This window comes from Exiguobacterium sp. SH4S7, assembly GCF_004336795.1.
Taxonomy (GTDB): Bacteria; Bacillota; Bacilli; order Exiguobacteriales; family Exiguobacteriaceae; genus Exiguobacterium; species Exiguobacterium aurantiacum_A.
On the sequence record NZ_SJUT01000003.1, the window covers coordinates 221,220 to 247,345 of the forward strand.

Here is a 26,126-nt window from a genome sequence, read left to right on the forward strand (position 1 = left end):
CGTTACTTCACGAACCCGATCATCATCTCGCGAAGGATCTTCGCGGCGGCGATCGCCGTCATGTCTGACTGATCATACGCCGGTGACACTTCGACGAGGTCGGCACCGATGATATCGAGGTCAGCGTTGGCGATGGCATGGACCGACTCGAGCAACTCTTTCGTCGTGATGCCGCCGATCTCTTGCGTGCCGGTTCCTGGTGCGGCCGACGGGTCAAGGACGTCGATGTCGATCGTGACGTACACTTTTTTGCCGGCGAGCGTCGGTAGGACGCGCTTGAGCGGTTCGAGCACTTCATACTTGTACAAGTTGTAGCCGACTTCTTTTGCCCAGTCGAACTCTTCTTTCATCCCCGAACGAATCCCGAACGAGTAGCAGTTCGACGGCCCAATCAAGTTGGCCGCTTTTTTGAGCGGTGTCGAGTGCGAGAGCGGCTCGCCTTCGTAATCGTCACGAAGGTCGGTGTGCGCGTCGAGGTGCAAGATGACGAAGTCGTCCCCGTACGCGTCATGCATCGCCTTGATGACCGGCCACGTGACGAGGTGTTCACCACCCATACCGAGCGGGAACTTCCCTTCTTTGATGACGTCTTTGACGAACGACTCGATCATGTCGAGCGACTTTTGGGCGTTGCCGAACGGAAGCGGGATGTCCCCTGCGTCATAGACGGCCGCTTCGTTCAAGTCCCCGTCAAGGTACGGGCTGTATTCTTCGAGTCCGATCGAGACTTCACGGATGCGGTTCGGACCGAAACGTGAGCCCGGACGGAAACTGACCGTCCAGTCCATCGGCATGCCGTAAAGGACCGTCTTCGCATCCGTCACTTCCGGTAGGCTCGCGATAAACACTTTTCCTGAGTAGGCTTCATCGAATCGTTTGATCATTTCGTCAAGTCCTCCACGAATTTAGGAAGTACGAACGCCGCCGAGTGAAGCGCTGGCGTGTAGTATTTCGTCTCGATATCGTGGAACCGCTCAGCCGGTACTTGAAGCGGGTCGTACTTCTTCGAGCCGATCGTGAACGTCCACAAGCCGCTCGGGTACGTCGGCACGTTGGCTGTGTACAGCTTCGTGATCGGGAAGATCTCTTTCACGTCACGCTGTACCGTTTGGATGAGTTCTGGTGTGAACCACGGGTTATCCGACTGCGCGACGAAAATTCCATCGTCTTTGAGCGCTTTCGAGATTCCTGCGTAGAACCCTTTCGTGAACAAGTTCGCTGCCGGTCCGACCGGTTCAGTCGAATCGACCATGATGACGTCGTACTCGTTTTCCGATTTCGCGATGTGCATGAAGCCGTCTCCGACGATGACTTCGACGCGTGGGTTGTCGAGCTCACCCGCAATATTTGGCAAGTATTTCTTCGAATATTCAATGACTTTCCCGTCGATGTCGACAAGAACCGCTTTCTCGACTGTTGGGTGTTTCATAATCTCACGGATGACACCACCGTCGCCGCCGCCGACCACGAGAACGTGTTTCGGGTTAGGGTGCGTGAACAGTGGCACGTGCGCCACCATCTCGTGATAGACGAATTCGTCTTTATCCGTCGTCATGACCATTCCGTCAAGCAACAACATTGTACCGAACTCGTCCGTTTCGACCATCTCTAGTCGTTGAAACTCCGTTTGTTCGCTCTCATAAACGTGGTTAACCCGGAACGTGATCCCGTAATCTTCTGTCTGGTGCTCCGTAAACCATAACTTTAATTTTTGGTCCATCGATAGAACCCCTTTCTGTTCAAAAAGTTGTTCGTATGCGAGTGGCGTTTTGAGGCGCTTCTTATTCATACGATAGGAAGTATACAAAAACTGTCCGCATTTTGCACGATTTTTTTATTTATTCGTCCAGATGTGTGAGTTTTCCATGAGGTTTAGCCGATAAACTGGATATAGATGTATTTTATAACAGGAAAGGAGGGATCCTATGTGGTCTCCTTGCGTGGCCTGCTCCACGACAATCCCGCTCTTTGAACGGGGCTTGTTGGTCGTCAACGACCAACCTCAGCCATACGAATCATTTGATGAACTCAAGACTAAGCTATCTTCGGTCGAGGACAATGTATATTGTGTCAACCCTGCCACGAAACAGCAAACACCGATTCTACCAGCAGTCGATTTGCTCGAACAGATCGCCAACCGTGACACGATCGAGCTGATCCAACACGGGGAGTTCGAAAGTCACCTGCAACCGATCATCCATCTCGACACAGGTGAACGGTTCGGTTACGAGGCGCTCCTCCGCAGTCAGAACAATATCTCGCCTGGAGAGCTGTTCCGCGCCGCCAACCGGTTCGGACTTCATTCGAAGCTCGACCAACGCGCCCGGTCCGAGGCGATCAAAGCGACGTATCACGCCGTCGCACCTCACGAGAAGACGTTCATCAACTTCTTGCCGTCGACGATCTACAACCCGGACTACTGTCTGCAACACACGTTCGAAGTCATCGACCGCTACGGGCTTAGTGCCGACCGGTTCATCTTTGAAGTCGTCGAGACGGAGAAAGTCCAAGACGTCGCTCATTTGCAGCACGTGTTCGCGACATATAAAAAACGCGGCATGAAAGTCGCGCTCGACGATGTCGGTGCCGGCTTCTCGACGCTTGACATGTTACAGCGGCTCGAGCCCGATTACGTCAAAATCGATCGGTCGTATATTTCGTTCTGTGACCAAGATGCTGAGAAGCGGGCCTTCTTGAAGAACGTCCGTCAATTGACGCGCTCGATGGGCATTACAATCCTCGCCGAAGGGATCGAACGCGCCGAAGAGGTCGACGTCTGTCGCGAACTCGGTTATGATCTCGGCCAAGGCTACTTTTTCGGAAAACCAGCTGCACCAGATGATGTTACTTCGCTTAAATCGATGCCACTCTTATAACAGAGTAGCATCTTTTTTAGGTTTTAGAGAAGAACGTTCGGGAGATAGGATAACTAACAGAAGTTTTTATCGATACGGGCAAAAAGGTGGGAGATCAGTGAAATCCATCATCGTAAGTGTCTATGCAGGCATACTCGGTATATTGATTGGATTCATTAGCTGGATTTTTTTATCAGTCGTCTATAAAGGAATTCACTTTGTCTGGCATACCGTACCCGAACGAGTCGAAAGCCCTTTTTACATCTTTTTCGTACCGCTCGTAGCCGGAGTCTTGATCGGACTATTACAACGGCGATACGGGCCGATGCCGCGCCTGATGCCAGAAATTTTAGAAGACAGGAAGACCTCAGGACGGATTACCTACCGCTACATCGGATTCACGACGCTCACCGCTCTTCTCGTCTTGATTGGTGGTGCTAGTCTCGGTCCCGAGGCGGCTCTCATCGGAATCGTCGGCGGGCTTACGACTTGGTTTGCCGAACGACTCCGTTATGTCCGGCACGAGCTGAGTGAATTGCAAGAAGTCGGGCACGCGGTCGTTCTCGGGATTGTTTTCAACGCACCATTGTTTGGAGCGCTCGCAGCCGAAGAAACTGAACATAAAAAGCAATCGATGCTGAACTTACTGGCAACTCTTGCTGGAGTCGGGACGTTTTATCTCCTCAACCGATTGGACGAACGTCCACCTTTTGTCGTCAAGTTCCCCGCCATCGAGTCAATTCAGCTTGACTGGTCGATTTTATTCATCATCCTGATTGGCATGGTTTTTGGTTGGCTTTATTTACTAGCAGAGCATGCTTTGATGAGTCTAACCTCTCAAGTACCTATCTTGTTTTTGACAATCACAGGTGGAATCGGAATCGGTACGATGGCTCTCATTTATCCAGACCTCTTATTCTCTGGGGAAGAGACCATTTTAGAGTATTTTAATGATTGGGAGCGTATTCCGCTGTATACACTATTATGGTTTAGCTTTTTAAAGCTATTTTTTACCGCCTTTTGTCTCGCCACCGGCTGGCGTGGTGGACATATTTATCCATTGCTTTTCTCTGCTTTCACCCTCGGCTACTTTTTCAGCGGATCATTCGACCTCGATCCAACTTTTGCCGTCGTTTTAGCGACGAGTACCCTGCTTGCGACTACTATGCGCCAACCGTTGGCGATTATCGTCCTGCTCGTCTTGTTCTTTCCTCCGAACAGCTGGGTTTATGTATTTGGAGTCGTGGCGATTGTATCAAAAATCCCCCTTCCCGCGTTCATCCATCCTAATGTACACAATTGATTTCAGTATGAAAAAAAAGGGTATTGGATGAATAGTTATGCAGTGCCTGGAAAGGAGGATCGTTTATGAACGAATACAACGTCGCAATTGAAAATTTAGTTGATGCAGTCAGTTCAGATTGGATTAGTATCATCTTAGCCATTTTGGTGGTCCTCATGGGGATTGTCGTATTCTTTTTTGTCGTCATGACAATCGTCGATATGTTTTTATCGAAAGACATCCTTTGGGGAATTGTTGAAATTGTCGCTCTATTCGTTGGTATCGCCGTTTTATTTTCCGTCTTTTACTACTGGAACCGTAATCGAACGAAAGCACAATTCGCTCTCTTCCTCGTTTTGTTCTCACTCGTTGTCAACCTGTACTTCTTCATACGCTACGCGAATGAGATCAACGCCGTATTAAACAGCTTGTATTAAGACGAGGGGACTCCCCTCGTTTTAAACGTTTTAGAAAGTAGGTGCCTTTGTTGAAGCGACGAGTCATTCAACTGATCATGATGATAGTCAGTCTCGTTTTACTATTAGTTTTTTTGTTTTGGGTTGACACGCTCACTCCGTTTTTAATTTTAATCGGGGTTTTCGCCCCGCTCATCGTCGGTTGGAATATTTTATTTGACCAAGTTCAACCGCAAGCGAAGCTCGCTTGGCTGCTCACCGTCTTGTTCATCCCGTTTCTCGGCGCTCTCGCCTGGGTGCTGTTCGGCCGGACACCGAAACGCCACCGCCGGATCAAACGAACATCGTCCGAGATTCGCATGTTCCGGCAAGCGATCGAAGCCGACCGCGTCGAGACGACGAATGAAGTATCCGACCGGTTCCCTCTCACGAGAGCGCTCGAAAAAATGGGCGCGACCGGTGCCGACGGCCATACGGCGACGAAACTGCTCGTCAACGGAGATGAAAAGTACGACGCTGTGCTCAAAGACATCGAGCAAGCGACGCACCATATCCACGTCCAATATTATTTGTTCCGGACCGATGAGATCTCCCTGAAGATTCGCGACGCCTTAATCAAAAGAGCCAATGAAAACGTCACCGTCCGTTTTCTTTATGACGGTCTCGGCAGCCAAGAGATCAGCGAAGATTTCCTCGAGCCGCTCCGCAAGTCGCGGGTGCACGTCGAAGCGTTCGATCCGGTCCTGCATCCGCTGCTCGTCTTTAACGCCAACTTCCGAAATCATCAAAAACTCATCGTGCTCGACGGACGGATCGCCTACACTGGTGGGCTTAATGTCGGCGATGAATATCTCGGCAGACATAAGAAGCTCGGTTTTTGGCGAGATACGCATTTGCGTGTCGAAGGACCGCTCGTCCGGGAGCTTCAGCGTCTGTTCATCGAGAATTGGCTTTACGCCGGTCACGAAGAAGAGAGCGAGACGTGGGACCTGTTCGCCGACGCTAAACATCTTCCGGAATACTTCATTAACGAACCGCAAGACGCGAACGGGGCGACACAACTACTTGTGACGTCTCCCGGTAAGGACGTCACGATCCGGGATGGGATGATGCGTCTGTTGATGGAAGCGAAAGAGTCGATTTGGATCACGACCCCTTACTTGATCCCACCGCCCGAACTGCTCGCCGTGCTCGAAGTAGCAGGGAAGAGCGGCATCGACGTTCGCATCGTCGTCCCAGGACAAGGCGACGAATGGTTCAGTTTCCATGCGACCGAATATTATTTCGAGCAGCTGCTGAAACGGAACATCCGCATTTATAAATACAATCGTCATTTCATCCATGCAAAAACCGTCCTCATCGACGGCAAGATTGCGCTCGTTGGGACGGCTAACTTTGATTTCCGCAGCATGTATTTGAATCATGAGATGACGATCGCCCAGTTCGAGACGTCATCAATCGGTCAACTGCATGACGCGTTTTTGAAAGACTTCGACGAGTCGATTCTCGTCGACTGGTCGATGCTCCGAAAAAAATCGAACGGCAAACGGTTCATCGAGGCGTTCTGTCATATCTTCTCGCCGTTGCTTTGAAACACACGCCAGAGGAGATAGATGAGCACGAGGAGCGCGATCAACACGAATTGCCAACCGGTCGCAATACGCATCACGGCCGTGACCGCGAGCGCCTCGATGAGGAGCGCCGGCACTTTCCCAATCGTGCTCGCCGTGGCGAACGACGTTAGCGTCATCCGACTGAACGCGGCCGATAACGTGACGAGTCCGGACGGGACGAACGGCATGAGTCGCATCCCGAGGACGAGGAACCACGCCTCAACCCCGCTCGCCTCGCGGAGACGCTTGAAGCGCTTTCCGTTCGGTGACGTATACGTTTGTAGCGCACGTCGGTACAGTACGAAACTGATGACCGCTCCGACCGCCTCACCGATGATCGAGACAGTGACGCCGAGACCGAAACCGAGAACCTTTACGTTCAGCGCCGTCAAAAACGCGCTCGGTAACACGCCAGCGACGGCGATGGCACTGTTTAAGACGATGCTGATGACGACAAACAGCGGGATCGGGAGCAGTTCCCATTCCATCATTCAAACCCCATTTCAAAAGGCTGACCCCGCGAGGTCAGCCTTTGTTTTATTTCGCTTCGACTTCATCCCACGCGTCTTCGTCGACAGGTGGAAGGTGTTTCTCTTCAAGCTTCGCTACAACGACCGCACATGTCGCATCACCCGTGATGTTGACGGATGTACGGAGCATGTCGAGGATACGGTCGACCCCGATGATGAGGGCGATCCCTTCGACCGGCAAGTTGACCGACTGTAAGACGAGCGCGAGCATGATGAGCCCGACACCCGGCACGCCAGCCGTCCCGATCGAGGCGAGCACCGCCGTGATGACGACCGTCACGAGCTCAGTGATCGTCAAGTCAGCGGCGAACACTTGGGCGATAAAGATGGTCGCGACCCCTTGCATGATGGCCGTTCCGTCCATGTTCACCGTCGCACCGAGCGGTTGGACGAATGACGAGATCGAACGCGGGACGCCGAGCTTCGTCTGGGCGAGCTCCATCGACACAGGGAGCGTCGCGTTTGAAGACGACGTCGAGAACGCGAGCGTGATCGCTTCATAGAAGTTTTTAAAGAAGAAGACCGGACTCATCTTACCGAGCAAGATGAGCGCTCCGCCGTAGACGATGGTCGCATGTAAGAACAACGTCAAGACGACGGCAAACATGTACCATGCCATAGCGACAACAGCATCAAGTCCGATACCGCCGATGGCCGAGGCGATCAACGCGAAGGCACCGTATGGGGCGAGCTTCATGACCAAGTGAATGAGATGCATCATGATGCGATCCCCTTGTTTCACAAAGCGACGCCACGTCTTGGCACGTTCGCCGAGGGCGATCATCGCAAACCCGATCAACGCCGCGAAGACGATAATCTGTAACATGTTCCCTTCAGCAAGCGCTTGGATCGGGTTCGTCGGAATCATATTGACGAACGTCTGGACGATGTTCGACGATTCTTCGGTCGTTGTCGATTCAAATTCCAATCCAGTTGTCGGGAAATCTCCACGCTCTCCCGGCTTGATAATTGAAGCGACACCCATCGCGAGCACGATGGCGAGCGCTGTCGTCGTCAAGAAGAACAGAAGCGCCTTCGACCCGACGCGACCGAGCTCTTTCGGGTCACCTAGGCCCATGACACCGAGAATGATCGAGAAGAAGACGATTGGGACGACTAACATTTTAATCAAGTTCAAAAACACTGTCCCGACTGGGGATAGTATGTACGTATTGATCACGTCGTAGACGTTACCGGATAGGCCGGCGAGGCCGAGACCGACGATGACCCCTAAGGCGAGGCCAATCAAAATTTTCTTAGTTTCACTCATCGTGTCACCCTTTCTTTTTTACACAGTGCGTTTAGTATAGCATAATGCTAAATTTTCTTACAATTCCGGTTGATTTGCGGGCCTTAACACGGTCATTTTCCCAAGTTGCTTCAAAAGAAAACAAAAAAGATTGGAGACCGTGACGGTCCAATCTTTTTACTCGGCAGCGAGACGCGCGAGTTCAGTATGAAGTTCGGTCGACTGGTCCCAAATCTCCGGACGATGCTGTTGCAGAAACTCCGCGAGCACGCTCCGTGACGGCGCATCCATCATATCGATGAGGATCCGTCCTTTGAGCGACTTGTCCATTTGGTTGACGTGATACGGGAGCAATTTGTACCCGCGACGCGCCTCCAAGTCAATCGACATGTCACAAGCCGCAATGCCGCCGTAGTAGAACCCTTCCGGCTTGCGTCCGACCGTCACCCAGACGATCCAATACGGTTTACCGTTCGGCACAGCTTCCGGGTCGGTCAAAAACTTGATCCGTTTCTCGATTGCCGACTTGGCGTGCATCGCACCCATGTCGATCACTGCCGTACCTGCCTCGACGTCGATGATGACGGGCGACATATTGTTCAAACTGAGCGATCCGACCCCGAAACCGCCGTGGCCGTCCGTCGCATCGTCAGCGATAATATTAAAGTTGATATCTTTCATGGCATTCCCTCCCCCTCTACTGTACACAAAGACGAGGGAACGTGGCAATCGCGAACGTCAGCCCCACTCGATTCGAAACTTCGTGCCTGGTCCAACCGAACGAAGGAGCGGACGATCCGCTTCGATGACACGTCCGAGCACGTTGACCCGCTTGTCGGCTTGAAGGTCTGTCTTCGTCACTTGCATTTCGCCAGCATAGCGCCCGTAATCCCTGTTGTCAATCGTGATCGTGCCGAGCGGTCGCTGTTTCGCCGCAACCGGTTCGAGCAAGCGGTCCCCAGGGCGACCATACGCCCGTGATTCGACGGAACGGATGACGTCGCGCGCCGGGTCCATCCGGTTCGTCTGGACGCGGTAGAGCGCCGCCTCGATTGTCGTATACGCCTCGGCCCGGAGGACGAGCATCCCGTCCCCGTATGACGCGAACTGTTCAACCGTCGCATCCGCTAGTCCCGGGTCACCGATCAAAATGCGGTCGACACTCCCCGTCAACTCTAAATAAGCAGCGAACGTCGACAGCTGCCGGTGGTCTTCAAGCGTCGGCAGTCGTTCGTATAGCGGTCCGCGGAGCGTCCCATCTCCCGGGATGAACGCCTGCACGCTCAACCCTTGTCGTTTCAACCAGTCATTTTTTTCGTCAAACCATTGCCGGTCGAGCCCGGTCTCTGGGCGCGGGTAGAAGTTGTGCCATGCTTCGACATTGTCCGTCATGAGCCCTTCCTGTTTCATCTCATCGAGCTCTTCAGCAGTCAACGTGCTCGCGTTCAAGGCGACGGTCATCCGTTTCGACAGATCGGCGACTTGTTTCGGGGTCACCCCGTAATCGACGCGGAGGCCGGTCACGCCCCAGTCGATGAGCGTATGGGCGTCGTCCCACGTCTTCCCGAGCGCGGCGAGCGAAGTCGGGGCGATATCGGCGAACAGTTCCATGTCATGCTGTCGAGCGAGCGTGCCGAGTCGACGCAACCGCTCCGTGTAGACCGATGGATCGTCTTCCGGGATATGTAGCGATGTGAACAGTGACGTGAAACCGATCTCACGCATGCGTTTCATCCACACCGTGAACGCTTCTGTCAGCGGTTCGCTCAAGTAAACAGATAATCCTCTCATATAAAACAGCCCTCCCTATTCAAAAAGGTGACTCGAAAGAGCCACCTTGGTTGTTAAATCCCATCCGCCATCTCTTCTTTGAAACCGAAGAAATACGTGAAGATGAAGCCAGCCGTATACGAGATGACGAGACCCCCAATATACGTCAAGTACATCCCATTGTCGATGAGCGGTGTGAGCGAGAGACCCGAGACCCCGATCCCGAGCGCTGCCGTCTGCATCGACGCTTGGAACGCACCGCCGACCGCGGCTCCCATACAAGCCGTCAAGAACGGACGACCGAGCGGAAGCGTGACCCCATAAAGAAGCGGTTCGCCGATGCCGAGGAATCCGACGGGGATCGCCCCTTTGATGATGTTGCGGAGACGTTGGTTGCGCGTCTTCACGAAAATCGCAAGCGCGGCCCCGACTTGTCCCGCTCCTGCCATCGCAAGGATCGGCAAGAGCGCCGTGTTGCCAACGGTGTTCAGTAACTCAAGGTGAATCGGCGTCAAACCATGATGCAAGCCGACCATGACGAGCGGCAAGAAGAAGCCAGCGAGGACGGCCCCTGCTACCGGTCCGCCGATTTCAAGCACGGCGTTCAGTCCTTGCATGATGCCGTCTGACAACACGCCCGCGACCGGCATGATCGCATAGAGCGCCGTGAAGCCGACGACGAGCACCGTAAGTAGCGGCGTAAAGATAATATCAATCGAGACCGGCATGAAGCGGCGGACGTGTTTTTCGATATACGTCATGAGCCAAGCGGCAAAGATGACACCGAACAGTCCACCCCTTCCGACGACGAGTGCTTCCCCATAGATGACGATGTCGGCGAGTAACGGGTTGAACAAAATCCCCCCGGCAATCGCTCCGAGCACCGGCGTCCCGCCGAACTCTTTCGCCGTATTCCACCCGACGAGGATGGCGAGATAGGCGAAGACCGTGCTCCCGAGCACAAGCAGAATTTGCATCCACGTCTCGGTCCGGTCGACACCAGCGTTGACGGCAAAGTTCGCTGCCCCGTTGATGATCCCTGAAGCGACAAGTCCCGGGATGAGCGGGATGAAGATATTCCCTAAGCGACGCAAGAAACGTTTGAACGGTGACTTCTGTTTATCTTTCACTTTTTGACGCTCGATGGCCGCCCGCTCGTCAGGCGTCAAGTTCGCATCGACTGCCTCTTCCCCGATGGCGAGCCCCGTCTCACGGCTCAAGTGATCCGCGACACGGTTGACCGTTCCAGGTCCGACGACGATTTGCAGCGTCTCGTCATCGATGACGCCCATGACACCGTCGATTTTTTTCAACGCATCGATGTTCACTTTCGTTGGGTCTTTCAACGCCAACCGGACGCGTGTCATACAGTGCGCGAGTTGGCGGATATTATCTTTTCCCCCGACGTGCTCGAGTATGGCTTGCGCCAACACCTCTTCTTTCTTCATCTCGTAATCCCCCTTAAATCGCGTCGCGGACGAATCCGTTCGCGCGCTGTAATCGCTCGACTGCCTCTGCATAGGAGACGTCGGCTAAAATCATGACGATCGCCGTCTTGACGTGGCCGTTCGATGAAGCGAAATAACGCGCGGCCGTCTGTTCGTCGACCCCTGTCGCTTCCGCAATCATCCGTTTGGCCCGAACTTCCAATTTCTCGTTCGTCGGTTGCACGTCGACCATCAAGTTTTGATACACTTTGCCCACTCCAATCATCGACGCCGTCGAGATCATGTTGAGGACAAGTTTTTGGGCCGTCCCCGCTTTCAAACGCGTCGATCCGGTCAATACTTCCGGTCCCGTCTCGACCTCGATTTTGAACTCGGCGTGGTCGCTGATTTTCGAGCCTTTGTTGCAAGATAGCGCCGCCGTCGTCGCACCGACTTCACGTGCGTAATCGAGTCCGCCGATGACGTACGGGGTCCGGCCGCTCGCGGCGATGCCGACGACCGTATCGTCCGGACTCAAGTGAAGCGCTTTCAAATCGTTGATTGCCAAATCTATACTATCTTCTGCTCCCTCGACCGCTTTGACGAGCGCGCGTTCACCCCCGGCAATCAGGCCGACGACCATGTCCGCTGACACGCCGAACGTCGGGACACATTCTGCCGCATCTAAAATACCGAGTCGTCCACTCGTCCCCGCACCGATATAGATCAAGCGTCCGCCTCGTTTAAACGATGTGATCGCTCGTTCTACGACTTGTGCGATGACCGGCAGCTGTTGCTTGATCACGTGAGGCACCGACTGGTCCTCTTCATTCATCACGCCGAGCAGTTCCTCAACCGTCATGTCATCTAGGCGCATCGTCCGTTCGTTCCGTCGTTCCGTAGCCAATTTGTCTAACATCGCCACCATCCTTTCTTCTCTCTAGTTTTATTGTACTAATTTGAAATTAAAAGTCAAACTTATTTAAAAAAATAAAGAATTATAATTTCATAAACGCTCGACTCGAGTGCCAACAAAAAAAACTCGGCCGTTTGAGGCCGAGTTCGCTTCATTCGATGTCTTTTTTCAACACGTGGACGTGGACACCATCCCCCGTGACCGAGTCTTGCTCATACACGTAGCCTTGCCGCTCCCAAAAACGACGGGCCCGCACGTTCTTCGGGAGCACACCGAGCCGGAACGTCGTCTGGAACGGACGCATGTGGTCCCGCTCGAGTTGATCGTATACCGTCTGGGCGAGACCGGTGCCGTGAAGTTGTTCATCGACGAGGAGCAGGCCGAGCCAGAGTGAGCCATCAATCGGGTGACGCCTCAACAAATCCGCCATCGCCACGATCGCCCCGTCGTCCTCCACGACGAGGCTGACCGTACCTGTCGCCTCGAAGTCAGCCAAATTCTCATCGCGGAACAATTCGAGCGTCTGAGCGTTCAATCCGGCGAACGCTTGTTGTCTCATGAGGAAAGCTGCCACTCGTTCGCGGTCTGACGCTTCATATCGGCGAATCACCGGCGCAGCTTCACCATCTCGTCGCGCGCCTCAGCGTAACGATCGATCAGCCCTTCGCCTTTTCGGTGCAACAGACCCATGTAGAGCGTGTCGATAATCGTCAATTGTGTCATCCGTGAAGCGATGCTCGCGATCCGGTAATCTCGTTCGACAGTCGGTGTGCACAGACGGACGTCCGCCTCGCGGTAAAGCGGCGACTTGTCGAGATCGGTGATGGCGACGACGGTGACGCCTTTTTTCTTGGCGAACCGGACGAGCTCGAGCACGTCTTTCGTCCGGCCCGACGTGCTGATCGCGACGAAGACGTCGGTCGGCCCAAGATGCGGGATGAGCGACAGCATGTAGTGAAAGTCTTGCGACGTCAGAGCGGCGTAGCCGAGTTTCGTGAACTTGTACTGCGCGTCATAGGCGGCCGTCGATGAGCCGCCGACTCCATAGAAGATGACCCGGTTCGCGCGAGCGAACGTATCGATCGCGTGTTCGAGTTCGCGTTTGTCCATCGCCTCGGCACATGCCTCGATGGCCATTTTGTTCACGTGGATGACTTTTTGGAACGAGTCGTACGGCGTGTCCTTTTGTTGAAGGACATTAAAGTCGGTCAGCATCGTCTCTGTGATCGCCAAGTCTTTGACGAGGGCGAGCTTGAACGATTTGAAGCTGTCGATCCCGACGACACGCGCGAAGCGGACGATGCTCGCTTCTGACACGTCGGTCTTTTGGGCGAGTTCTTTCGTCGTCATATTCGGGACGAGCGTCGAATGGGTCAAGATGTAGTCCGCGATCTTCTTTTCGACGGACGTCATCTCGCCTTGGGCGAGCTCGATTTTTTTCAGTAAGGATTCCATCAGGTCATCCCCTTCCTGCTACTAGTTGCTGTATTTAATGATAGCGGATTCTTTCCCTACATTCCAACTTGGACACGAAAAAGGCCGAGCTCGCGCTCAACCTGTAGGTGAGACTTACAAGTTTTTTGTATTGAACGTGTCGCCGCCTTGGATCGTTCCATTTTGAAAACCTTTATCAAACCACCGTTTCCGCTGTTCCGACGTCCCGTGCGTGAACGAGTCCGGCGTGACGTAGCCGCGTGCTTGTTTTTGTAGCGTATCGTCACCGATTTGATGCGCCGCGTTCATCGCCTCTTCGACATCACCCGCCTCTAAATAGCCCATGCCTTGGGCGTGATGCGCCCAAACACCGGCATAGTAGTCGGCTTGAAGTTCGAACCGTACCAAGTACGTGTTGAACTCGGTCTCGCTCATCTCGTTTCGCAGCGGCATGATCTCGTCTGTCGTGCCGAGCAACGTCTGCACGTGGTGTCCGACCTCATGGGCGACGACGTACGCCATCGCGAAGTCGCCCGGCGCGTTGAAGCGCTGACTGAGTTCGTCATAGAAACTCAAATCGATATACAGTTTCTGATCGCCCGGGCAATAAAACGGTCCGACCGCAGAGCCAGCGATCCCACACGCCGACTCGACTTGTCCTGAGTAGAGGACGAGCGTCGGTTCCCGATACGTCAAGCCGTTCTCGGCAAAGATGTCGGTCCACACTTCTTCGGTGTCACGCAAGACGACTGAGACAAAGTCCGCCATCTCTTCTTCCCGCGCCGAGCCTTGATACGTCTCAGAAGACTGCGGCTCACCGATTCCAATATTGTTGACGATGTCTCCCGGGTTACCCCCGTTCAAAAGCGTGAAGACGATGACTAAAATCAGGCCAAGACCGCCTCCGATTCCTGCAATCCCTTTCCCCCCAACACTTCGCCCCCGTCGGTCTTCGACATTCCGACTCGCCTGTCTGCCTTTCCATTTCATACGATTGTTCCTCCTACTGCTAGTCTGTCTTGTTACTTACCCGGATTCATCTCGTTTCGCACCTGCTTTTTCACATTTTCCCATCGTGTTCGGTGTTTGAGTCCTAACCAAGTAGGAAACAGGTTAAGAGAACGTTTACTTTAGGGAGGAATTAAGATGGGATTAGCAAGCGACTTGAAACAATTACGTCAGATTGAATGCAAGGACAAGTGTGTGCTATCGGTCTACCTTAATACAGGACCTAACCAACAAGGCGACTGGTCAATCCACTTGAAGAACGGTTTGAAGCGAATCGGTGAATATTTAGAGGCGTCCGGTAACGAGACGCAACTGAAGAACTTCAAAAAAGTACGTAAGCAAGTCGATCAGGAACTCGGCAAACACCGGAACGACTTGGCGCGAAGCCTAATCATTTTTGCTTCGGAAGAAAACGATTTATTTGAAACATACTACCTTCAACACGATGTCGAGACGTCGTTCCACTGGGAAACGAAGCCAGTACTTGAACCACTCGAGGCGTTACAACAAAAATTTCCGTCCACCGGTATTATTTTGACGAACCTCGACCACGTGACGGTACTCGATACCTCACTCGGGCACATCGATGCGACGTTCGAATTCGCGTTCGACCCTGAGACCGAGGAGTGGGTTCGGTTTGAAGGGACGGCTTCGGGTGACCGTATGGCGTCGAGCAGCTCGCAAGTCGATAAATTCGATCGTCGACTTGCCGAAAACCTCGGTCGGTTCTACCGTGACCTCGCCCAAACTGTCGAACAGATGAAAGGTGCACACGACTGGGAATCGCTTGTCGTCATCGGAGAAGCCGAGCTTTCCAACTCGTTCCGTGACGAGTTGCGGACGAAACCAGAGCGCGTCGTGCACAAAAACTTGTCGAAATCGAGTGCGCCTCACATCATCGAAGCTGCATTCCATTGATTTTCCGCTTTCCTCTCGACTAGTGATTCTCTAAAATAGAAGAGAACTAGAAAAGGAGGAAATGATATGCCATACGTTACCGTAAAAATGCTCCCGGGCCGTACTGTTGAACAGAAACGTGCCTTGATTGAGAAAGTGACGGACGCCGTCTCAGAGACGACGAACGCACCGAAAGAAAACATCACCGTCTTCATCGAAGAGATGGACGCGACGAACTACGGTCAAGCCGGTGTCATGCACGCCGACAAAAAATAACGCCAGACACCCGCGCATCCAGTTGGACGCGCGGGTGTTTTTTCAGTCTTCTAAGTTCACTTCGAACCGCTCGCTCGGGACGGTCGGCTTGATCAAGTGCCGGGTCGCCCGCCAGACGTGATAACCAAGCCGGTCGAGCCAAAGGAGCGCTTGAACTTTGCGAATCGTCTGCTCCATTTCAAGCTGGTTCGCCGCCGTCTCCTCTAACATCTCGGCCCGATGCGCTTTCCGGTACTCGGCGAGCTGCTTCGACGCCGTCTTCCATTGTTTCGAATCCTCCGGCGGCGTGTGATGGTTGAGGGCATCGACAAGCTCGAGCTCGTGCAAGACGAGCTGACGTGCGACTAAAAAGTCAGTGTCGCGGAGGGCGTCGACGGGATCGACTTCGCGCAGGACGAACAGCCAGCGCTCCAAATGGTCGATCGTATGGAGCAGTGACAAGTGTTGTCCGTAGTCGTTGCGGCCCTGTCCTTCTTCCAATTGAATCGTGCTCAAAAACACCCGGACGTCACCGAGCGTCTTCTCGACGAGCTGCAACTCGTCCTCCCGCTTGCGCGCTTCCGTCAATAACAGTTTCGTCTCGTTTCCGAGATAGCGCTCGATTTCAATCAACGAACGTCTTGCCGCCTCGAGTGCGACCGTCGGAATCCGCGACATGTTCGGGTCGAGGAAACGGATCAGCTTTTCAGACCGACTCGGCACCCATTTGAGCAACCGCCGGCTGAACGCTTCGTAAAACGGCAGAAACGTCAACACGCCAAGCAAGTGAAACGACGTATGGAACAATGCGAGCCGCAATAGCTCATTCCAATTCAACCAGTCGGCCACGCGATTGACGACACCAAACAAGAGCGGGAACGTCAGCCAGCCAATCAACAAAATCGAACTATGAACGAGTACGTGTCCGAGCACAATGCGCCGCGCTGATTTCCATCCTCCGAGCGAGCCGAGGGCGACGACAAGACTCGTCCCGGCACTCTGCCCGAGTACGAGGAATGCAGCCTGCGCGAGCGTCACCGTGTCGGTCGCGAGCGCCGTCATCGTCAAGACGAGACCGATGCTCGACGATTGCAAGACGACGGTCATGAACAGGCCCGTGCCGAGCAAGGCTAATTGATGAAGCGGTGTGTCGGTGTCCCAGCCCGAAAACGAGAACGTGACGACTTCCCGCATCGCTTCTTGAAGTGTTCCGATGCCGACAAAAACAAGTCCGAGACCGACGAGCAACATCCCAATCCGCTTGACCCGTCGTCCGATCAAGCGGAGCGCCATCCCGACGCCGATGAGCGGCAGTAAGAGCTCCCGAATGTCGACGTTGTAGCCGAGGAGCGCTACGATCCATCCCGTCGTCGCACTACCGGCGTTCGCCCCGATGACGAGCGTGAGCGCCTGCGTGAACGTCAACAGCCCTGCGCTGACGAAACTGATCGTCATGAGCGTCGTCACAGTCGAAGACTGGAACAACGCCGTCATCGTCGCACCGAGAAACGCCCCTGCCACCGGTCCTTCCGCCATGCGGTTCAACCGCTCTCGCAGTCTTTCCCCGGCCAAGCTTTTCAACGTATCGGTCAACAGCATCATCCCTAACAAAAAGATGCCGATTCCGCCGATGAGCGTCCCAATCCCCATGGTGTCACATCCTTTTCAAGCGATTCAATCGCCGCGTAACGTTGACAACATCCATGATTTTTCTGAGGCGTGGTCTTTCAAGTTCAACAGCACGTCCTCAGGGTAATAGATTTTCTCGTCCGACTGTCGCGAATTCAAAATCGATTGGACGAGCATCGACACCTCTGAAATCTCGCGACGGTCGCCGTCGTTCATCTGCAGGTAAATCCCTTCGTACGTGCCGTGTCCTTTATATAGATCATATGGCAGCTGGCTGAGCTGGTCCTCGAGCAAATAATAGCGCGTCGGCAACCCGATCGCTTCCATCGTCGACCGTAACCGATCCATATAGCGGACGCGGTTCGCTTCCGGGAAATTTTTGTACTTTAACAGGCGACGATTGACGAAACGGCTCGCCAGATCGGCCAAAATCGGGTCTGCCTCGTCCATCCATTCTTGGAAATAGAAGTAGACGATCGTCTCGTCGAGCTTCAAATAGTGTTCGAGCGTCATCTCGTCATGGTTGAAGATCGGCAAGAAATGCTTCGGTGTCATCTCAAACACATAACCCGATTCATGCAGTTCTTGGGCCCGCTCGAGCACGGCTTTTAATAACAAGTCACTCGAACGCGTCGCCGGATGCAGATAGACTTGCCAATACATTTGATAGCGCCGCATGATATAGTCTTCGATCGTATGCATCCCCGACTGTTTGACGACGATTTGATCTTCGTCCGGCCGCAACACGCGCAGCATCCGCTCGAGGTCGAACTTCCCGTAACTGACGCCGGCGAAATGGGCGTCGCGAAGTAAATAGTCCATCCGGTCGACGTCGAGCTGTGAGCTGAGCATGTTGACGATCAGCCGGTTCGGGTGCGTCTTGTTGATGATGGCCGCGACTTCTTCCGGGAACCCGACGCCCATCTCGGAGAGGACTTTATTCACTTCCGTGTTCCCTAAGATGATCCGTTCCGTCCAGATTTCATGGCGGACCGAGAAGACGTGCTCGAACGCGTGCGAGAACGGGCCGTGCCCGACGTCGTGCAACAGTGCCGCCGCGAGCAACAGCTCCCGGTCGCGGTCGTCCCATTCCGGATAGTCGCGGAACTGGTCGATCAACTGCCGGGCAATCTCATAGACGCCGAGCGAATGGTGGAATCGGGTGTGTTCAGCCCCGTGGAACGTCAAAAACGACGTCCCGAGCTGCTTGATCCGACGTAACCGTTGAAACTCTTTCGTGTTGATCAACTCCCAAATGAGATGATCGTAGACGTATATATAGCGATGGACCGGGTCTTTAAACACTTTTGACCCAGATAGCTGACCTCGTGATGTGTACATGTTGGTGCCCCCTGCGTTTTATGTATTGTACTGATTCGACTTCTTCCGAGTCGTTCCCTCCATGCTATAATGAGGAAGACATTATTTTTTGAAAAGGAATTATGCATATGATCCATCCACTTTTACGGCAACCGACCTACCGCCTGATCGACCAATCATCGCTCGGTGCGGCGTTTCAAGCCGAGCAATCATTCGCGACGGACGATACGCTGTGCGCGTCGACAAAACACCAAGGCGCCGTCTTTCGGGCCTGGGTCCATCTGAACACAGTCGTGCTCGGGATTCAAGACGCGCGGCTGCCTCATCTGCGCGACGGGATTCGACTGCTGCATGAACATGGCTATCGTCCCGTCATCCGTAACTCGGGAGGACTTGCGGTCGTCCTCGACGAAGATGTATTGAACTTATCTCTTATTCTACCCGAGAATGACGGCATTCAAATCGATAGCGGCTATGAGGCGATGACGTCGCTCATTCAACATATGTTCAAAGACGTGACGGACAAAATCGTGCCTGGAGAAATCGTCGGTTCGTACTGCCCGGGTAGCTTCGATCTATCGATTGACGGTAAAAAGTTCGCCGGCATCTCGCAGCGACGTGTCCGTGGCGGTGTCGCCGTCCAAATTTATTTGAGCGTCCGCAAGAGCGGAAGCGCTCGTGCCGCCCTCATCCGTGACTTTTACGACCGTGCCATCCAAGGCGAAGCGACACGATTCACGTACCCGGCCATCGTCCCGGAGACGATGGCGTCGCTCGAAGACTTGCTTCACATCCCGCTCACCGTCAACGATGTGCTCCGCCGCGCCTATGACGTGCTCGGGGAGACGAGCCGACTCGTCCCGGCAACGCTCGACACAGACGAACAAGCGACGCTCGTCGTTCAGCTCGATCGCATGTGGCAGCGAAACGAACCGATCCGCGACATTGAACACCAACTACTAGAGGAGTGATCCAACCATGTTCAAAATCATAACCGATACCGGTGCTGATTTGACGCAAGACCAGATCGTCGAATACGGCCTCGAGATGTTACCGCTCGGGGTCATCATCGACAACGAAGAGTTTTTAGACGGAGAGACGATTCAGCCGAAAGAAGTATATGACGCGATGCGTGTCGGCAAGACGCCGAAGACGTTCCAAATCGAGGCGGCCCGGATTGAGCGCTGTTTCCGTCAACATCTCGAGTCTGAGATCCCGTTCCTTTACCTCGCCTTCTCGGGCGAACTGTCCGGTACATATCAGACGGCCGTCATGGTCGGGAACTTGCTTAAAGAAGAATACCCGAACAGCACGTTCCATATTCTCGACACGCGGACCGCGTCGGTCGGACAAGGATTGTTCGTCCGAACGGTCGCCGAATACGGCCAAGACCACTCGTACGAGGAGACGATCGCCTACGCCGAGTCGCTCGTCGGGAAGATCCGCCACTTGTTCACCGTCGAATCGCTCGAGTACTTGATGCGCGGTGGCCGCGTTTCGAGAGCGAGCGCGTTCATCGGGGACTTGTTGACGATTTTACCGCTGCTCACTGTCCGAGATGGTAAGCTCGTCCCGATCGAAAAGATTCGCGGTCATAAAAAAATGATGCGGCGCATCGTCGAGTGGATGACCGAGTCAAAACCGCTCATCGAAGGACATCATATCTTTATCGGCCACGGGGATGACCCGGCCAAAGCTGATCAGTTGGAAGCATTGCTACTTGAACAGATGAATCCGGCCAGCGTGACGAAGACGATCGTCGGTTCGGCAATTGGCGCGCACACAGGTCCTGGACTCCTTGTCGTCAGTTACTTCGAGGCGTAAACTAAAACTAAAAACAGCGAGCACCCTCAAGGGCGCTCGCTGTTTTCATTTATTCCAGTTTTTGAAGCCGTCACCGAATTCGAAGTGGAGTTCGTCACCGAACATACCGTTCTCAAACGTCGGGACGTCGACCGGGAGCTTGCCTCCTGGTTTGACTTCACCGAAGATGGCGCGGATGCCAGCCGGAAGGTTTGGTCCAGCCGATTTGCCATTACCTGCTTCAGAGTCCGGTCCGTTCGGGTCACCTTTGAAGCCATAGATGAGCAGCTGGGCCGGCGCATCCGGTTGGACGGCCACATCGTACGGGTTACGAAGGCTGAGCAACACCGATTTCTTGCCCGTCTCGTTGGCATAGCGGAACACTTCTGCCGGAACATAATTGTCCGCTGACGTCGCTTTCAGCTTGGCGCTGTTGTTGACGTTCGAGCCGACGATGATGTAGTCGGCCGCCTCGACTTTTTGTTTTAAATCTGGGTTTTGGTCAAGGTGCGGTGTCGACGCCGTATAGTTCGCCGTGATGACGTTCACTTGCTTCATGTTGCCCGCGTTCTTTTTAAGCGATTTGATCGTCTTGACCATGCTGTCGGTCTGATCTTTTGCTGGCGAGATGACGAGCACCGTATCCTCTTTTTTCGGTTTGAACGGAAGTGTCTTGTCGTCGTTCTTCACGAGTGTGACGGCCGCTTCGGCAATCTCACGTTCTGTCGCTTTATGCTCGGCACTACCGACGACCGCATTTGCTTCCGCGAGTTTCGCCTCGAGCGTCGTCGTATCCATTGACTCGCTCCAGATGCCGCGTTCCGCTTTCAGCTTCAAGATCCGTTCGACCGCTTCATCGATCTTCGCTTCTGGCAAACGGCCGCTCTCGACAGCCGCCATGACGTCTTCAAAGATCGTCTCAAGTTTCACGACGTCCGCGTTCGACCGTAAAATCGTCGGCATGAGGGCGATATCGACACCCGCCTCAAACGTCTTGATGACCGCCTCGGCTTCTGTGAAGTTGTCCGTGATCGCCTTCATGTTGAGGGCGTCCGTGATGACGATGCCGTCATAGCCCATCTCGTCACGCAAGACGCCGGTGATGACGTCGTCAGAGAGCGTCGCCGGGAGCGGGAACGTGCCGCGCGGCGAGTTGACGACCTCGTCCTCGATTTGTGGCATCCCGATATGGGCCGTCATGATCATATCGATACCTTCCGTGATAGCCCGCTTGAACGGCAACAGCTCGAGCCCGCGCAAGTCTTCGAGTGACTTATCGACGATCGGCAAGCCGTAGTGCGAGTCGACGGCCGTGTCGCCGTGTCCCGGGAAATGTTTCGCCGTCGCGGCAACGCCTTGGTCTTGAATCCCTTGCGTCATCGCCGAGCCAAGTTCACCGACGAGTTCCGGATCACTCGAGAACGAGCGGACCCCGATGACCGGGTTCGCCGGGTTGTTGTTGACGTCTAAGACCGGACCGAAGTTGACGTTCACCCCGAGCGCATTCAACTCTGACCCGATGATGTTCCCCGCATCATACGCGTATTGGCTGCTCCGCGTCGCCCCAAGCGCCATGTTCCCCGGCAAGTTCGTGCCGGTTCCGAGCCGAGTCACGATCCCGCCTTCTTGGTCGATCGTGATGAAGAGCGGAATGTCGTTGCTGTCGTCTTGCTTGACGACTTCTTGCAGGTCGTGGACGAGTTTCGTCGTCTGTTCGGTCTCGGTCACGTTTTCCGCGAACAAGATGACGCCTCCAAGGTCGAACCGGTCGATGACCCGTGCCACATCTGGCGCGAGTGCCGTATGGTTCGCCCCGTTCCAAAGTCGGAAGTCTGGCATGATCATCTGTCCGAGTTTCTGTTCAAGCGTCATCGCCTCGAGTTGCGCGTTCACCCGTGCTTCAATCGATTGTGTCGGCGTCTCCTCTGCCACGACCGCGTTTGCCATCGGGACGGACGAGACGAGTAACGCTGTCGTCAATCCGAGTGTTGCTGTCCAGTTCAGTACTTTGTTCATGTTTTCACTCCTTTTTGAAAGTTCCCCCGACCACAAACGAAAAGGCATGGAGGAATAAGCGTTGCCTCACCAACGCTCGTTCACCCCATGCCTGATCGAATCAGTTACATATGGTCATTATTCAGGTGGTCAACGTCAGTATAGCAATTCAAAAAATGGGAAACAATGACTTTGATGAAAGCGTAACCATTTTGAAACATTTGACCTGTCTTGGAACACGTTCCACCTGTATTGGCAAAGCCAATAATTTGAGTGGTTCGATTTTCATTTGTTTTTTGGTAAACTCATTTCGTTAGGGGTTGACATGATAAAGGGGGAATCCGAAGTGGCAAGAGGGGAACTGAAACGAAAACCAGAATGGCTGAAAATCAAATTGAATACGAACGAGACGTATACCGGCCTTAAAAAGATGATGCGGGAGAAGAATTTGAACACAGTGTGCGAGGAGGCGAAATGCCCGAACATCCATGAGTGTTGGGCCGTCCGCCGCACGGCGACGTTCATGATTCTCGGAAGCATCTGTACACGGGCGTGCCGCTTCTGCGCGGTCACGACCGGGAAACCGAACGAACTCGACTGGGAAGAGCCGAAACGCGTCGCCGAGTCGGTTCGGCTCATGAACTTGAAACACGTCGTCATCACCGCCGTCGCCCGCGACGACTTGAACGATTACGGGGCGACCGTGTTCGCCGAGACGGTCCGCGCCATACGCGCGATGAACCCGGAAACGTCGATCGAAGTATTGCCGTCCGACATGATGGGCAACTTCTCGGCACTCCAGACGTTGATTGACGCGGGGCCGGACATCATGAACCATAACTTGGAGACGGTGCGCCGCTTGACGCCGCGAGTCCGGGCCAAAGCGACGTACGACCGCACCCTTGAATTCCTAAAACGTTCCAAAGAATTGAATCCGGACATCCCGACGAAGTCGTCGATCATGCTCGGTCTTGGCGAGACAAGAGAAGAATTGATTCAAGCGATGGACGACCTCCGGGCCCATGACGTCGATATTTTGACGCTCGGTCAATATTTACAGCCGACAAAGAAACACCTCGACGTCGAGCGCTACTACCACCCGGACGAGTTTGCCGAGTTGAAAGAAATCGCCTTGTCAAAAGGCTTCTCACATTGCGAGGCCGGTCCGCTCGTCCGCTCGTCATATCACGCCGACGAACAAGTCCATAAGGCACGTCGCCATACGATGTTGCCAATCGATTGAGAGAAAGAAGAGACACGATGACTGATACAACATGGCACATTTTAACGACACAATCACTCGCCCCGGCTGAAAACATGGCGATCGATGAAGCGGTCTCAGGCTGGGTCGCCCGCGGCGAGCTGAAGCCGACGCTCCGCTTCTATTCATGGGCCCCGCACGCAATTAGCGTCGGGCGTTTCCAACGGGCGACGCGTGACCTTGACCGTGAGGCGCTCGCAGCGAACGGCATCCCCGTCGTCCGCCGCTTGACCGGGGGCCGGGCCGTCTTACACGCCGACGAATTGACGTATAGCGTCATCTTGCCCGAAACGACGCCGACACTCCCGACGAACGTCATCGAGAGCTATCGCCTGTTGACCGAAGGCGTCCGGCGCGGCTACCGAGCGCTCGGTGTCCCGGCCGAATTCTCGGTACCGTTGACCGAAGACGACCGTGAAGTATTGCGGAAACCGAAGTCGGCCGTCTGTTTCGACGCCGCTTCTTACTACGAACTTGCCGTCGACGGCCGTAAAGTGGCGGGTAGTGCTCAAGTCCGGCACCAAGGGGCGGTCTTACAGCACGGGTCGATCCCACTATCGATCGACGATGATGTCCTGTTCGATTGCTTTAAGATGGAAGCAGACGAGAAAGCACAAGCGAAAGCACGGTTCAGCAGCAAAGCGGTCGCTTTGAACGAGACGCTCGGCCGCTTCGTGACGTTCGACGAAGTCGCTGCGGCGTTCGAGGAAGGGTTCCGCGACGCGTTTCAACTGACGTTCGAGCCGCTCGTGTTCACGTCAGAACAGCAAGATGAGATCGCTCGCTTAGTTGAAAAGTATGAGAGTGACGACTGGGTCTGGAAACGCTAAAATATGTGAACTAAAAATGTCCCGCTGAAGCGCTTCAGCGGGACATTTTTTATAAAGTCGTCTTCGGGTCGCGCAACAGATGCTTAATGTCGCGGAACGTGACGAACGTCATATTGTTCGCATCGTACAATTTGTAACGAAGCGATTTTAAACTAGAGAACAATCCGATCGTCGTCGCTTTTTGTAGCGGCGGCGTCGCCGTATGCGCTTTTTCGAGGTTATAGTTCGGCACGCGCGGGCTCAAGTGGTGGACGTGGTGGAAGCCGATGTTGCCTGTCACCCACTGCAACACTTTCGGCAACTCGTAATACGAACTGCCTTCGATCGCCGCTTTGACGTAATCCCATTCGCTCTCATCTTCAAAATACGAGTCTTCGAACGTATGTTGGACATAAAACAGCCAAATCCCGAGGACACCGGCCGTGAACATCGTCGTCCCTTGAATGATCAAGAACGCCTGCCAGCCGACCAAATAAATCATCAGACTGTACAGCACGACGAGCGAGAGGTTGATGACATGCGTGTTCATCCGCTCTTTTTTCCGAGCGTCCTTGCGGTTAAACCGGCTCGTGACGAGAATCAAGAACAACGGTCCGATACCGAACATGACGAGCGGGTTGCGATAGAGGCGGTACTGAAGACGCGTCCATTTCGAGGCCTCGACATATTCCTCGATCGTCATGACCCAAATGTCACCGACACCGCGCTTATCGAGGTTACCGCTCGACGCGTGGTGGATCGAATGCTCCCGCTTCCACTTCTCGTACGGGAACAGCGTCAACACACCCATGATCGTTCCGACGACGGCGTTCGCTTTCTTGTTTTTGAAGAACGAACCGTGCGTACAATCATGGAAGATGATAAACATGCGGACGACGAACCCGGCTGCGATGATCGCGAGCGGGATCGTGAGCCACATCGACACTTCGAGCGCTTGGTACGCAAGGAACCAGGCGACGAGGAACGGCAGGATCGTGTTGATCATCTGCCGGACACTGACTTTGACATCTGCCTTTTCAAAGGGCGAGACGTGTTTACGTAGCTGGGCAATCTTTTCTTTACTCATATGTGAGCCTCCTTGAATTCGACAGCGTTCACGACGCTTCTAAATTGATGATATGAAATGAAACCGACAACCGACGTGCGTGAAGGTGAATTCATAGTATCCATATGATTATTTTCCCCACCTAAACTAATACCAGGTAATTATACCATGTATTACACCAGAAAAGTATACGCTTGTGAACTACTCACCACTTATGTGAAGCGCAACCTGAAGTCGGCGCTGCTTGGGAAGACCGCGCTCTTGTTAGCAACGGTTATGGACCAAGCTCGCCCCATCCGGCGTCCTGAATCAACTTCAGCGTCTCCACGATAATGACTTGGTTCTCGTCAACGATGCGTCTCGTCAGCTTGTGGAAGACGTCGTGGTGTTCGTTGTTCCCTTCCATGGCGGTCGGTGTCGTGATCATCATCCTTTATCATCCGATACCCGCACAAGGGGCCGACGAACCTGAAGAAATGGCGAACTTTCGTTTGTTACCCTTGCCCCGCGGGATGTGGAATACGAAGCTCGTGCAACGTCTACTGCAAACATGAAAACAGAGGGGCATCATCCATTACGGATGGCGTCCCT

Annotated in this window: 26 protein-coding genes; 10 read left to right on the top strand and 16 right to left on the bottom strand. The window is 54.0% G+C overall.

The genetic code is table 11. The features are described 5' to 3' along the window. Positions 1-2: 2 nt before the first annotated feature. Positions 3-884, bottom strand: coding sequence for an agmatinase (gene speB / locus EVJ29_RS07855; protein ID WP_131464648.1), 882 nt, complete (start codon positions 882-884; stop codon positions 3-5). Beyond that, a complete protein-coding gene (gene speE, locus EVJ29_RS07860; RefSeq protein ID WP_070328241.1) occupies positions 881-1,720 on the bottom strand; it encodes a spermidine synthase in 840 nt (279 codons plus the stop codon). Before speE ends, speB begins: the two co-directional genes overlap by 4 nt. A gap of 205 nt (positions 1,721-1,925) precedes the next feature. Between speE and EVJ29_RS07865 the strand changes: the two genes are divergently transcribed. The 4 genes from EVJ29_RS07865 (at position 1,926) to cls (ending at position 6,145) form a co-directional block, all read left to right on the top strand. Continuing rightward, a complete protein-coding gene (locus EVJ29_RS07865) occupies positions 1,926-2,876 on the top strand; it encodes an EAL domain-containing protein (RefSeq protein WP_201738999.1) in 951 nt (316 codons plus the stop codon). A 97-nt stretch (positions 2,877-2,973) separates the two neighbouring features. After that, positions 2,974-4,158 carry a chloride channel protein gene (locus EVJ29_RS07870; RefSeq protein WP_161567341.1) on the top strand — a complete coding sequence of 395 codons (1,185 nt, stop codon included), beginning with the start codon at positions 2,974-2,976 and terminating at the stop codon, positions 4,156-4,158. A gap of 65 nt (positions 4,159-4,223) precedes the next feature. Further along, positions 4,224-4,574 (top strand): hypothetical protein, encoded by a 351-nt coding sequence (locus EVJ29_RS07875; RefSeq protein WP_131439249.1) that lies wholly within the window; start codon positions 4,224-4,226, stop codon positions 4,572-4,574. A 77-nt stretch (positions 4,575-4,651) separates the two neighbouring features. Further along, a complete protein-coding gene (gene cls / locus EVJ29_RS07880; RefSeq protein ID WP_236633458.1) occupies positions 4,652-6,145 on the top strand; it encodes a cardiolipin synthase in 1,494 nt (497 codons plus the stop codon). On the opposite strand, the gene EVJ29_RS07885 is transcribed toward cls, so the two are convergent. From EVJ29_RS07885 to ypfJ, 9 genes are all read right to left on the bottom strand, one after another. Beyond that, the gene (locus EVJ29_RS07885; RefSeq protein ID WP_236633460.1) at positions 6,121-6,654 is read right to left on the bottom strand and encodes a TVP38/TMEM64 family protein; all 534 of its coding nucleotides are present in this window, start codon (positions 6,652-6,654) and stop codon (positions 6,121-6,123) included. The two genes, cls and EVJ29_RS07885, sit on opposite strands and share 25 nt — an antisense overlap. A gap of 49 nt (positions 6,655-6,703) precedes the next feature. After that, entirely contained in the window at positions 6,704-7,966 is a 1,263-nt protein-coding gene (locus EVJ29_RS07890; protein WP_071398414.1) for a dicarboxylate/amino acid:cation symporter, read from the bottom strand. Positions 7,967-8,122: 156 nt separating this feature from the next. After that, positions 8,123-8,626 (bottom strand): YwhD family protein, encoded by a 504-nt coding sequence (locus tag EVJ29_RS07895; RefSeq protein ID WP_070328246.1) that lies wholly within the window; start codon positions 8,624-8,626, stop codon positions 8,123-8,125. Positions 8,627-8,683: 57 nt separating this feature from the next. Continuing rightward, the gene (locus EVJ29_RS07900) at positions 8,684-9,736 is read right to left on the bottom strand and encodes a DUF871 domain-containing protein (protein WP_131490254.1); all 1,053 of its coding nucleotides are present in this window, start codon (positions 9,734-9,736) and stop codon (positions 8,684-8,686) included. 53 nt (positions 9,737-9,789) lie between these two features. Next, positions 9,790-11,163 (bottom strand): PTS transporter subunit EIIC, encoded by a 1,374-nt coding sequence (locus EVJ29_RS07905; protein ID WP_070328248.1) that lies wholly within the window; start codon positions 11,161-11,163, stop codon positions 9,790-9,792. A gap of 13 nt (positions 11,164-11,176) precedes the next feature. Then, positions 11,177-12,070, bottom strand: coding sequence for an N-acetylmuramic acid 6-phosphate etherase (gene murQ, locus EVJ29_RS07910; protein WP_131464658.1), 894 nt, complete (start codon positions 12,068-12,070; stop codon positions 11,177-11,179). A 139-nt stretch (positions 12,071-12,209) separates the two neighbouring features. Then, a complete protein-coding gene (locus tag EVJ29_RS07915) occupies positions 12,210-12,668 on the bottom strand; it encodes a GNAT family N-acetyltransferase (protein ID WP_131490256.1) in 459 nt (152 codons plus the stop codon). Then, positions 12,665-13,513 carry a MurR/RpiR family transcriptional regulator gene (locus EVJ29_RS07920; protein WP_070328251.1) on the bottom strand — a complete coding sequence of 283 codons (849 nt, stop codon included), beginning with the start codon at positions 13,511-13,513 and terminating at the stop codon, positions 12,665-12,667. The genes EVJ29_RS07915 and EVJ29_RS07920 overlap by 4 nt, the downstream gene beginning before the upstream one ends. 114 nt (positions 13,514-13,627) lie before the next feature. Continuing rightward, positions 13,628-14,482, bottom strand: coding sequence for a KPN_02809 family neutral zinc metallopeptidase (ypfJ, locus tag EVJ29_RS07925; RefSeq protein WP_131468481.1), 855 nt, complete (start codon positions 14,480-14,482; stop codon positions 13,628-13,630). Between the two features lie 156 nt (positions 14,483-14,638). Between ypfJ and EVJ29_RS07930 the strand changes: the two genes are divergently transcribed. Then, positions 14,639-15,418 (top strand): VLRF1 family aeRF1-type release factor, encoded by a 780-nt coding sequence (locus EVJ29_RS07930; RefSeq protein ID WP_131490257.1) that lies wholly within the window; start codon positions 14,639-14,641, stop codon positions 15,416-15,418. A gap of 66 nt (positions 15,419-15,484) precedes the next feature. Then, entirely contained in the window at positions 15,485-15,673 is a 189-nt protein-coding gene (locus tag EVJ29_RS07935) for a 2-hydroxymuconate tautomerase (RefSeq protein WP_070328254.1), read from the top strand. A 42-nt stretch (positions 15,674-15,715) separates the two neighbouring features. On the opposite strand, the gene EVJ29_RS07940 is transcribed toward EVJ29_RS07935, so the two are convergent. Next, a complete protein-coding gene (locus EVJ29_RS07940) occupies positions 15,716-17,302 on the bottom strand; it encodes a Na/Pi cotransporter family protein (RefSeq protein WP_131490258.1) in 1,587 nt (528 codons plus the stop codon). Between the two features lie 24 nt (positions 17,303-17,326). Continuing rightward, entirely contained in the window at positions 17,327-18,622 is a 1,296-nt protein-coding gene (locus tag EVJ29_RS07945; RefSeq protein WP_070328256.1) for an HD domain-containing protein, read from the bottom strand. A gap of 107 nt (positions 18,623-18,729) precedes the next feature. Between EVJ29_RS07945 and EVJ29_RS07950 the strand changes: the two genes are divergently transcribed. Then, a complete protein-coding gene (locus EVJ29_RS07950; protein ID WP_131490259.1) occupies positions 18,730-19,572 on the top strand; it encodes a lipoate--protein ligase family protein in 843 nt (280 codons plus the stop codon). Positions 19,573-19,579: 7 nt separating this feature from the next. Next, entirely contained in the window at positions 19,580-20,425 is an 846-nt protein-coding gene (locus tag EVJ29_RS07955; RefSeq protein WP_070328258.1) for a DegV family protein, read from the top strand. Positions 20,426-20,470: 45 nt separating this feature from the next. Here EVJ29_RS07955 and EVJ29_RS07960 read toward each other — a convergent pair whose 3' ends face one another. Further along, positions 20,471-22,420: a glycoside hydrolase family 3 protein gene (locus EVJ29_RS07960; RefSeq protein WP_131504947.1), complete on the bottom strand. Its 1,950-nt coding sequence runs from the start codon at positions 22,418-22,420 to the stop codon at positions 20,471-20,473. Between the two features lie 304 nt (positions 22,421-22,724). Between EVJ29_RS07960 and lipA the strand changes: the two genes are divergently transcribed. Then, positions 22,725-23,642 (top strand): lipoyl synthase, encoded by a 918-nt coding sequence (gene lipA / locus EVJ29_RS07965; RefSeq protein WP_131464673.1) that lies wholly within the window; start codon positions 22,725-22,727, stop codon positions 23,640-23,642. A 17-nt stretch (positions 23,643-23,659) separates the two neighbouring features. Then, entirely contained in the window at positions 23,660-24,490 is an 831-nt protein-coding gene (locus tag EVJ29_RS07970; protein WP_131504948.1) for a lipoate--protein ligase family protein, read from the top strand. 49 nt (positions 24,491-24,539) lie between these two features. On the opposite strand, the gene EVJ29_RS07975 is transcribed toward EVJ29_RS07970, so the two are convergent. Both EVJ29_RS07975 and EVJ29_RS07980 read right to left on the bottom strand, forming a co-directional pair. Then, a complete protein-coding gene (locus EVJ29_RS07975; RefSeq protein ID WP_131504949.1) occupies positions 24,540-25,556 on the bottom strand; it encodes a fatty acid desaturase in 1,017 nt (338 codons plus the stop codon). Positions 25,557-25,809: 253 nt separating this feature from the next. Then, positions 25,810-25,965 carry a transposase gene (locus tag EVJ29_RS07980; RefSeq protein WP_131504950.1) on the bottom strand — a complete coding sequence of 52 codons (156 nt, stop codon included), beginning with the start codon at positions 25,963-25,965 and terminating at the stop codon, positions 25,810-25,812. Positions 25,966-26,126: the final 161 nt, after the last annotated feature.

Excerpts from the sequence above, each read along its gene's own strand:
- EVJ29_RS07935 (WP_070328254.1), top strand. The coding sequence starts at position 15,485 with ATGCCATACGTTACCGTAAAAATGCTCCCGGGCCGTACTGTTGAACAG.
- speB (WP_131464648.1), bottom strand. The coding sequence starts at position 884 with ATGATCAAACGATTCGATGAAGCCTACTCAGGAAAAGTGTTTATCGCG.
- EVJ29_RS07895 (WP_070328246.1), bottom strand. The coding sequence starts at position 8,626 with ATGAAAGATATCAACTTTAATATTATCGCTGACGATGCGACGGACGGC.
- EVJ29_RS07950 (WP_131490259.1), top strand. The coding sequence starts at position 18,730 with ATGATCCATCCACTTTTACGGCAACCGACCTACCGCCTGATCGACCAA.
- EVJ29_RS07940 (WP_131490258.1), bottom strand. The coding sequence starts at position 17,302 with ATGGGGATTGGGACGCTCATCGGCGGAATCGGCATCTTTTTGTTAGGG.
- EVJ29_RS07865 (WP_201738999.1), top strand. The coding sequence starts at position 1,926 with ATGTGGTCTCCTTGCGTGGCCTGCTCCACGACAATCCCGCTCTTTGAA.
- EVJ29_RS07885 (WP_236633460.1), bottom strand. The coding sequence starts at position 6,654 with ATGGAATGGGAACTGCTCCCGATCCCGCTGTTTGTCGTCATCAGCATC.
- EVJ29_RS07945 (WP_070328256.1), bottom strand. The coding sequence starts at position 18,622 with ATGTACACATCACGAGGTCAGCTATCTGGGTCAAAAGTGTTTAAAGAC.
- EVJ29_RS07890 (WP_071398414.1), bottom strand. The coding sequence starts at position 7,966 with ATGAGTGAAACTAAGAAAATTTTGATTGGCCTCGCCTTAGGGGTCATC.
- speE (WP_070328241.1), bottom strand. The coding sequence starts at position 1,720 with ATGGACCAAAAATTAAAGTTATGGTTTACGGAGCACCAGACAGAAGAT.
- EVJ29_RS07960 (WP_131504947.1), bottom strand. The coding sequence starts at position 22,420 with ATGAACAAAGTACTGAACTGGACAGCAACACTCGGATTGACGACAGCG.
- EVJ29_RS07970 (WP_131504948.1), top strand. The coding sequence starts at position 23,660 with ATGACTGATACAACATGGCACATTTTAACGACACAATCACTCGCCCCG.
- EVJ29_RS07905 (WP_070328248.1), bottom strand. The coding sequence starts at position 11,163 with ATGAAGAAAGAAGAGGTGTTGGCGCAAGCCATACTCGAGCACGTCGGG.
- EVJ29_RS07975 (WP_131504949.1), bottom strand. The coding sequence starts at position 25,556 with ATGAGTAAAGAAAAGATTGCCCAGCTACGTAAACACGTCTCGCCCTTT.
- EVJ29_RS07920 (WP_070328251.1), bottom strand. The coding sequence starts at position 13,513 with ATGGAATCCTTACTGAAAAAAATCGAGCTCGCCCAAGGCGAGATGACG.
- murQ (WP_131464658.1), bottom strand. The coding sequence starts at position 12,070 with ATGGTGGCGATGTTAGACAAATTGGCTACGGAACGACGGAACGAACGG.
- EVJ29_RS07930 (WP_131490257.1), top strand. The coding sequence starts at position 14,639 with ATGGGATTAGCAAGCGACTTGAAACAATTACGTCAGATTGAATGCAAG.
- EVJ29_RS07875 (WP_131439249.1), top strand. The coding sequence starts at position 4,224 with ATGAACGAATACAACGTCGCAATTGAAAATTTAGTTGATGCAGTCAGT.
- cls (WP_236633458.1), top strand. The coding sequence starts at position 4,652 with ATGATGATAGTCAGTCTCGTTTTACTATTAGTTTTTTTGTTTTGGGTT.
- EVJ29_RS07900 (WP_131490254.1), bottom strand. The coding sequence starts at position 9,736 with ATGAGAGGATTATCTGTTTACTTGAGCGAACCGCTGACAGAAGCGTTC.
- EVJ29_RS07955 (WP_070328258.1), top strand. The coding sequence starts at position 19,580 with ATGTTCAAAATCATAACCGATACCGGTGCTGATTTGACGCAAGACCAG.
- lipA (WP_131464673.1), top strand. The coding sequence starts at position 22,725 with ATGATAAAGGGGGAATCCGAAGTGGCAAGAGGGGAACTGAAACGAAAA.
- EVJ29_RS07980 (WP_131504950.1), bottom strand. The coding sequence starts at position 25,965 with ATGATGATCACGACACCGACCGCCATGGAAGGGAACAACGAACACCAC.
- ypfJ (WP_131468481.1), bottom strand. The coding sequence starts at position 14,482 with ATGAAATGGAAAGGCAGACAGGCGAGTCGGAATGTCGAAGACCGACGG.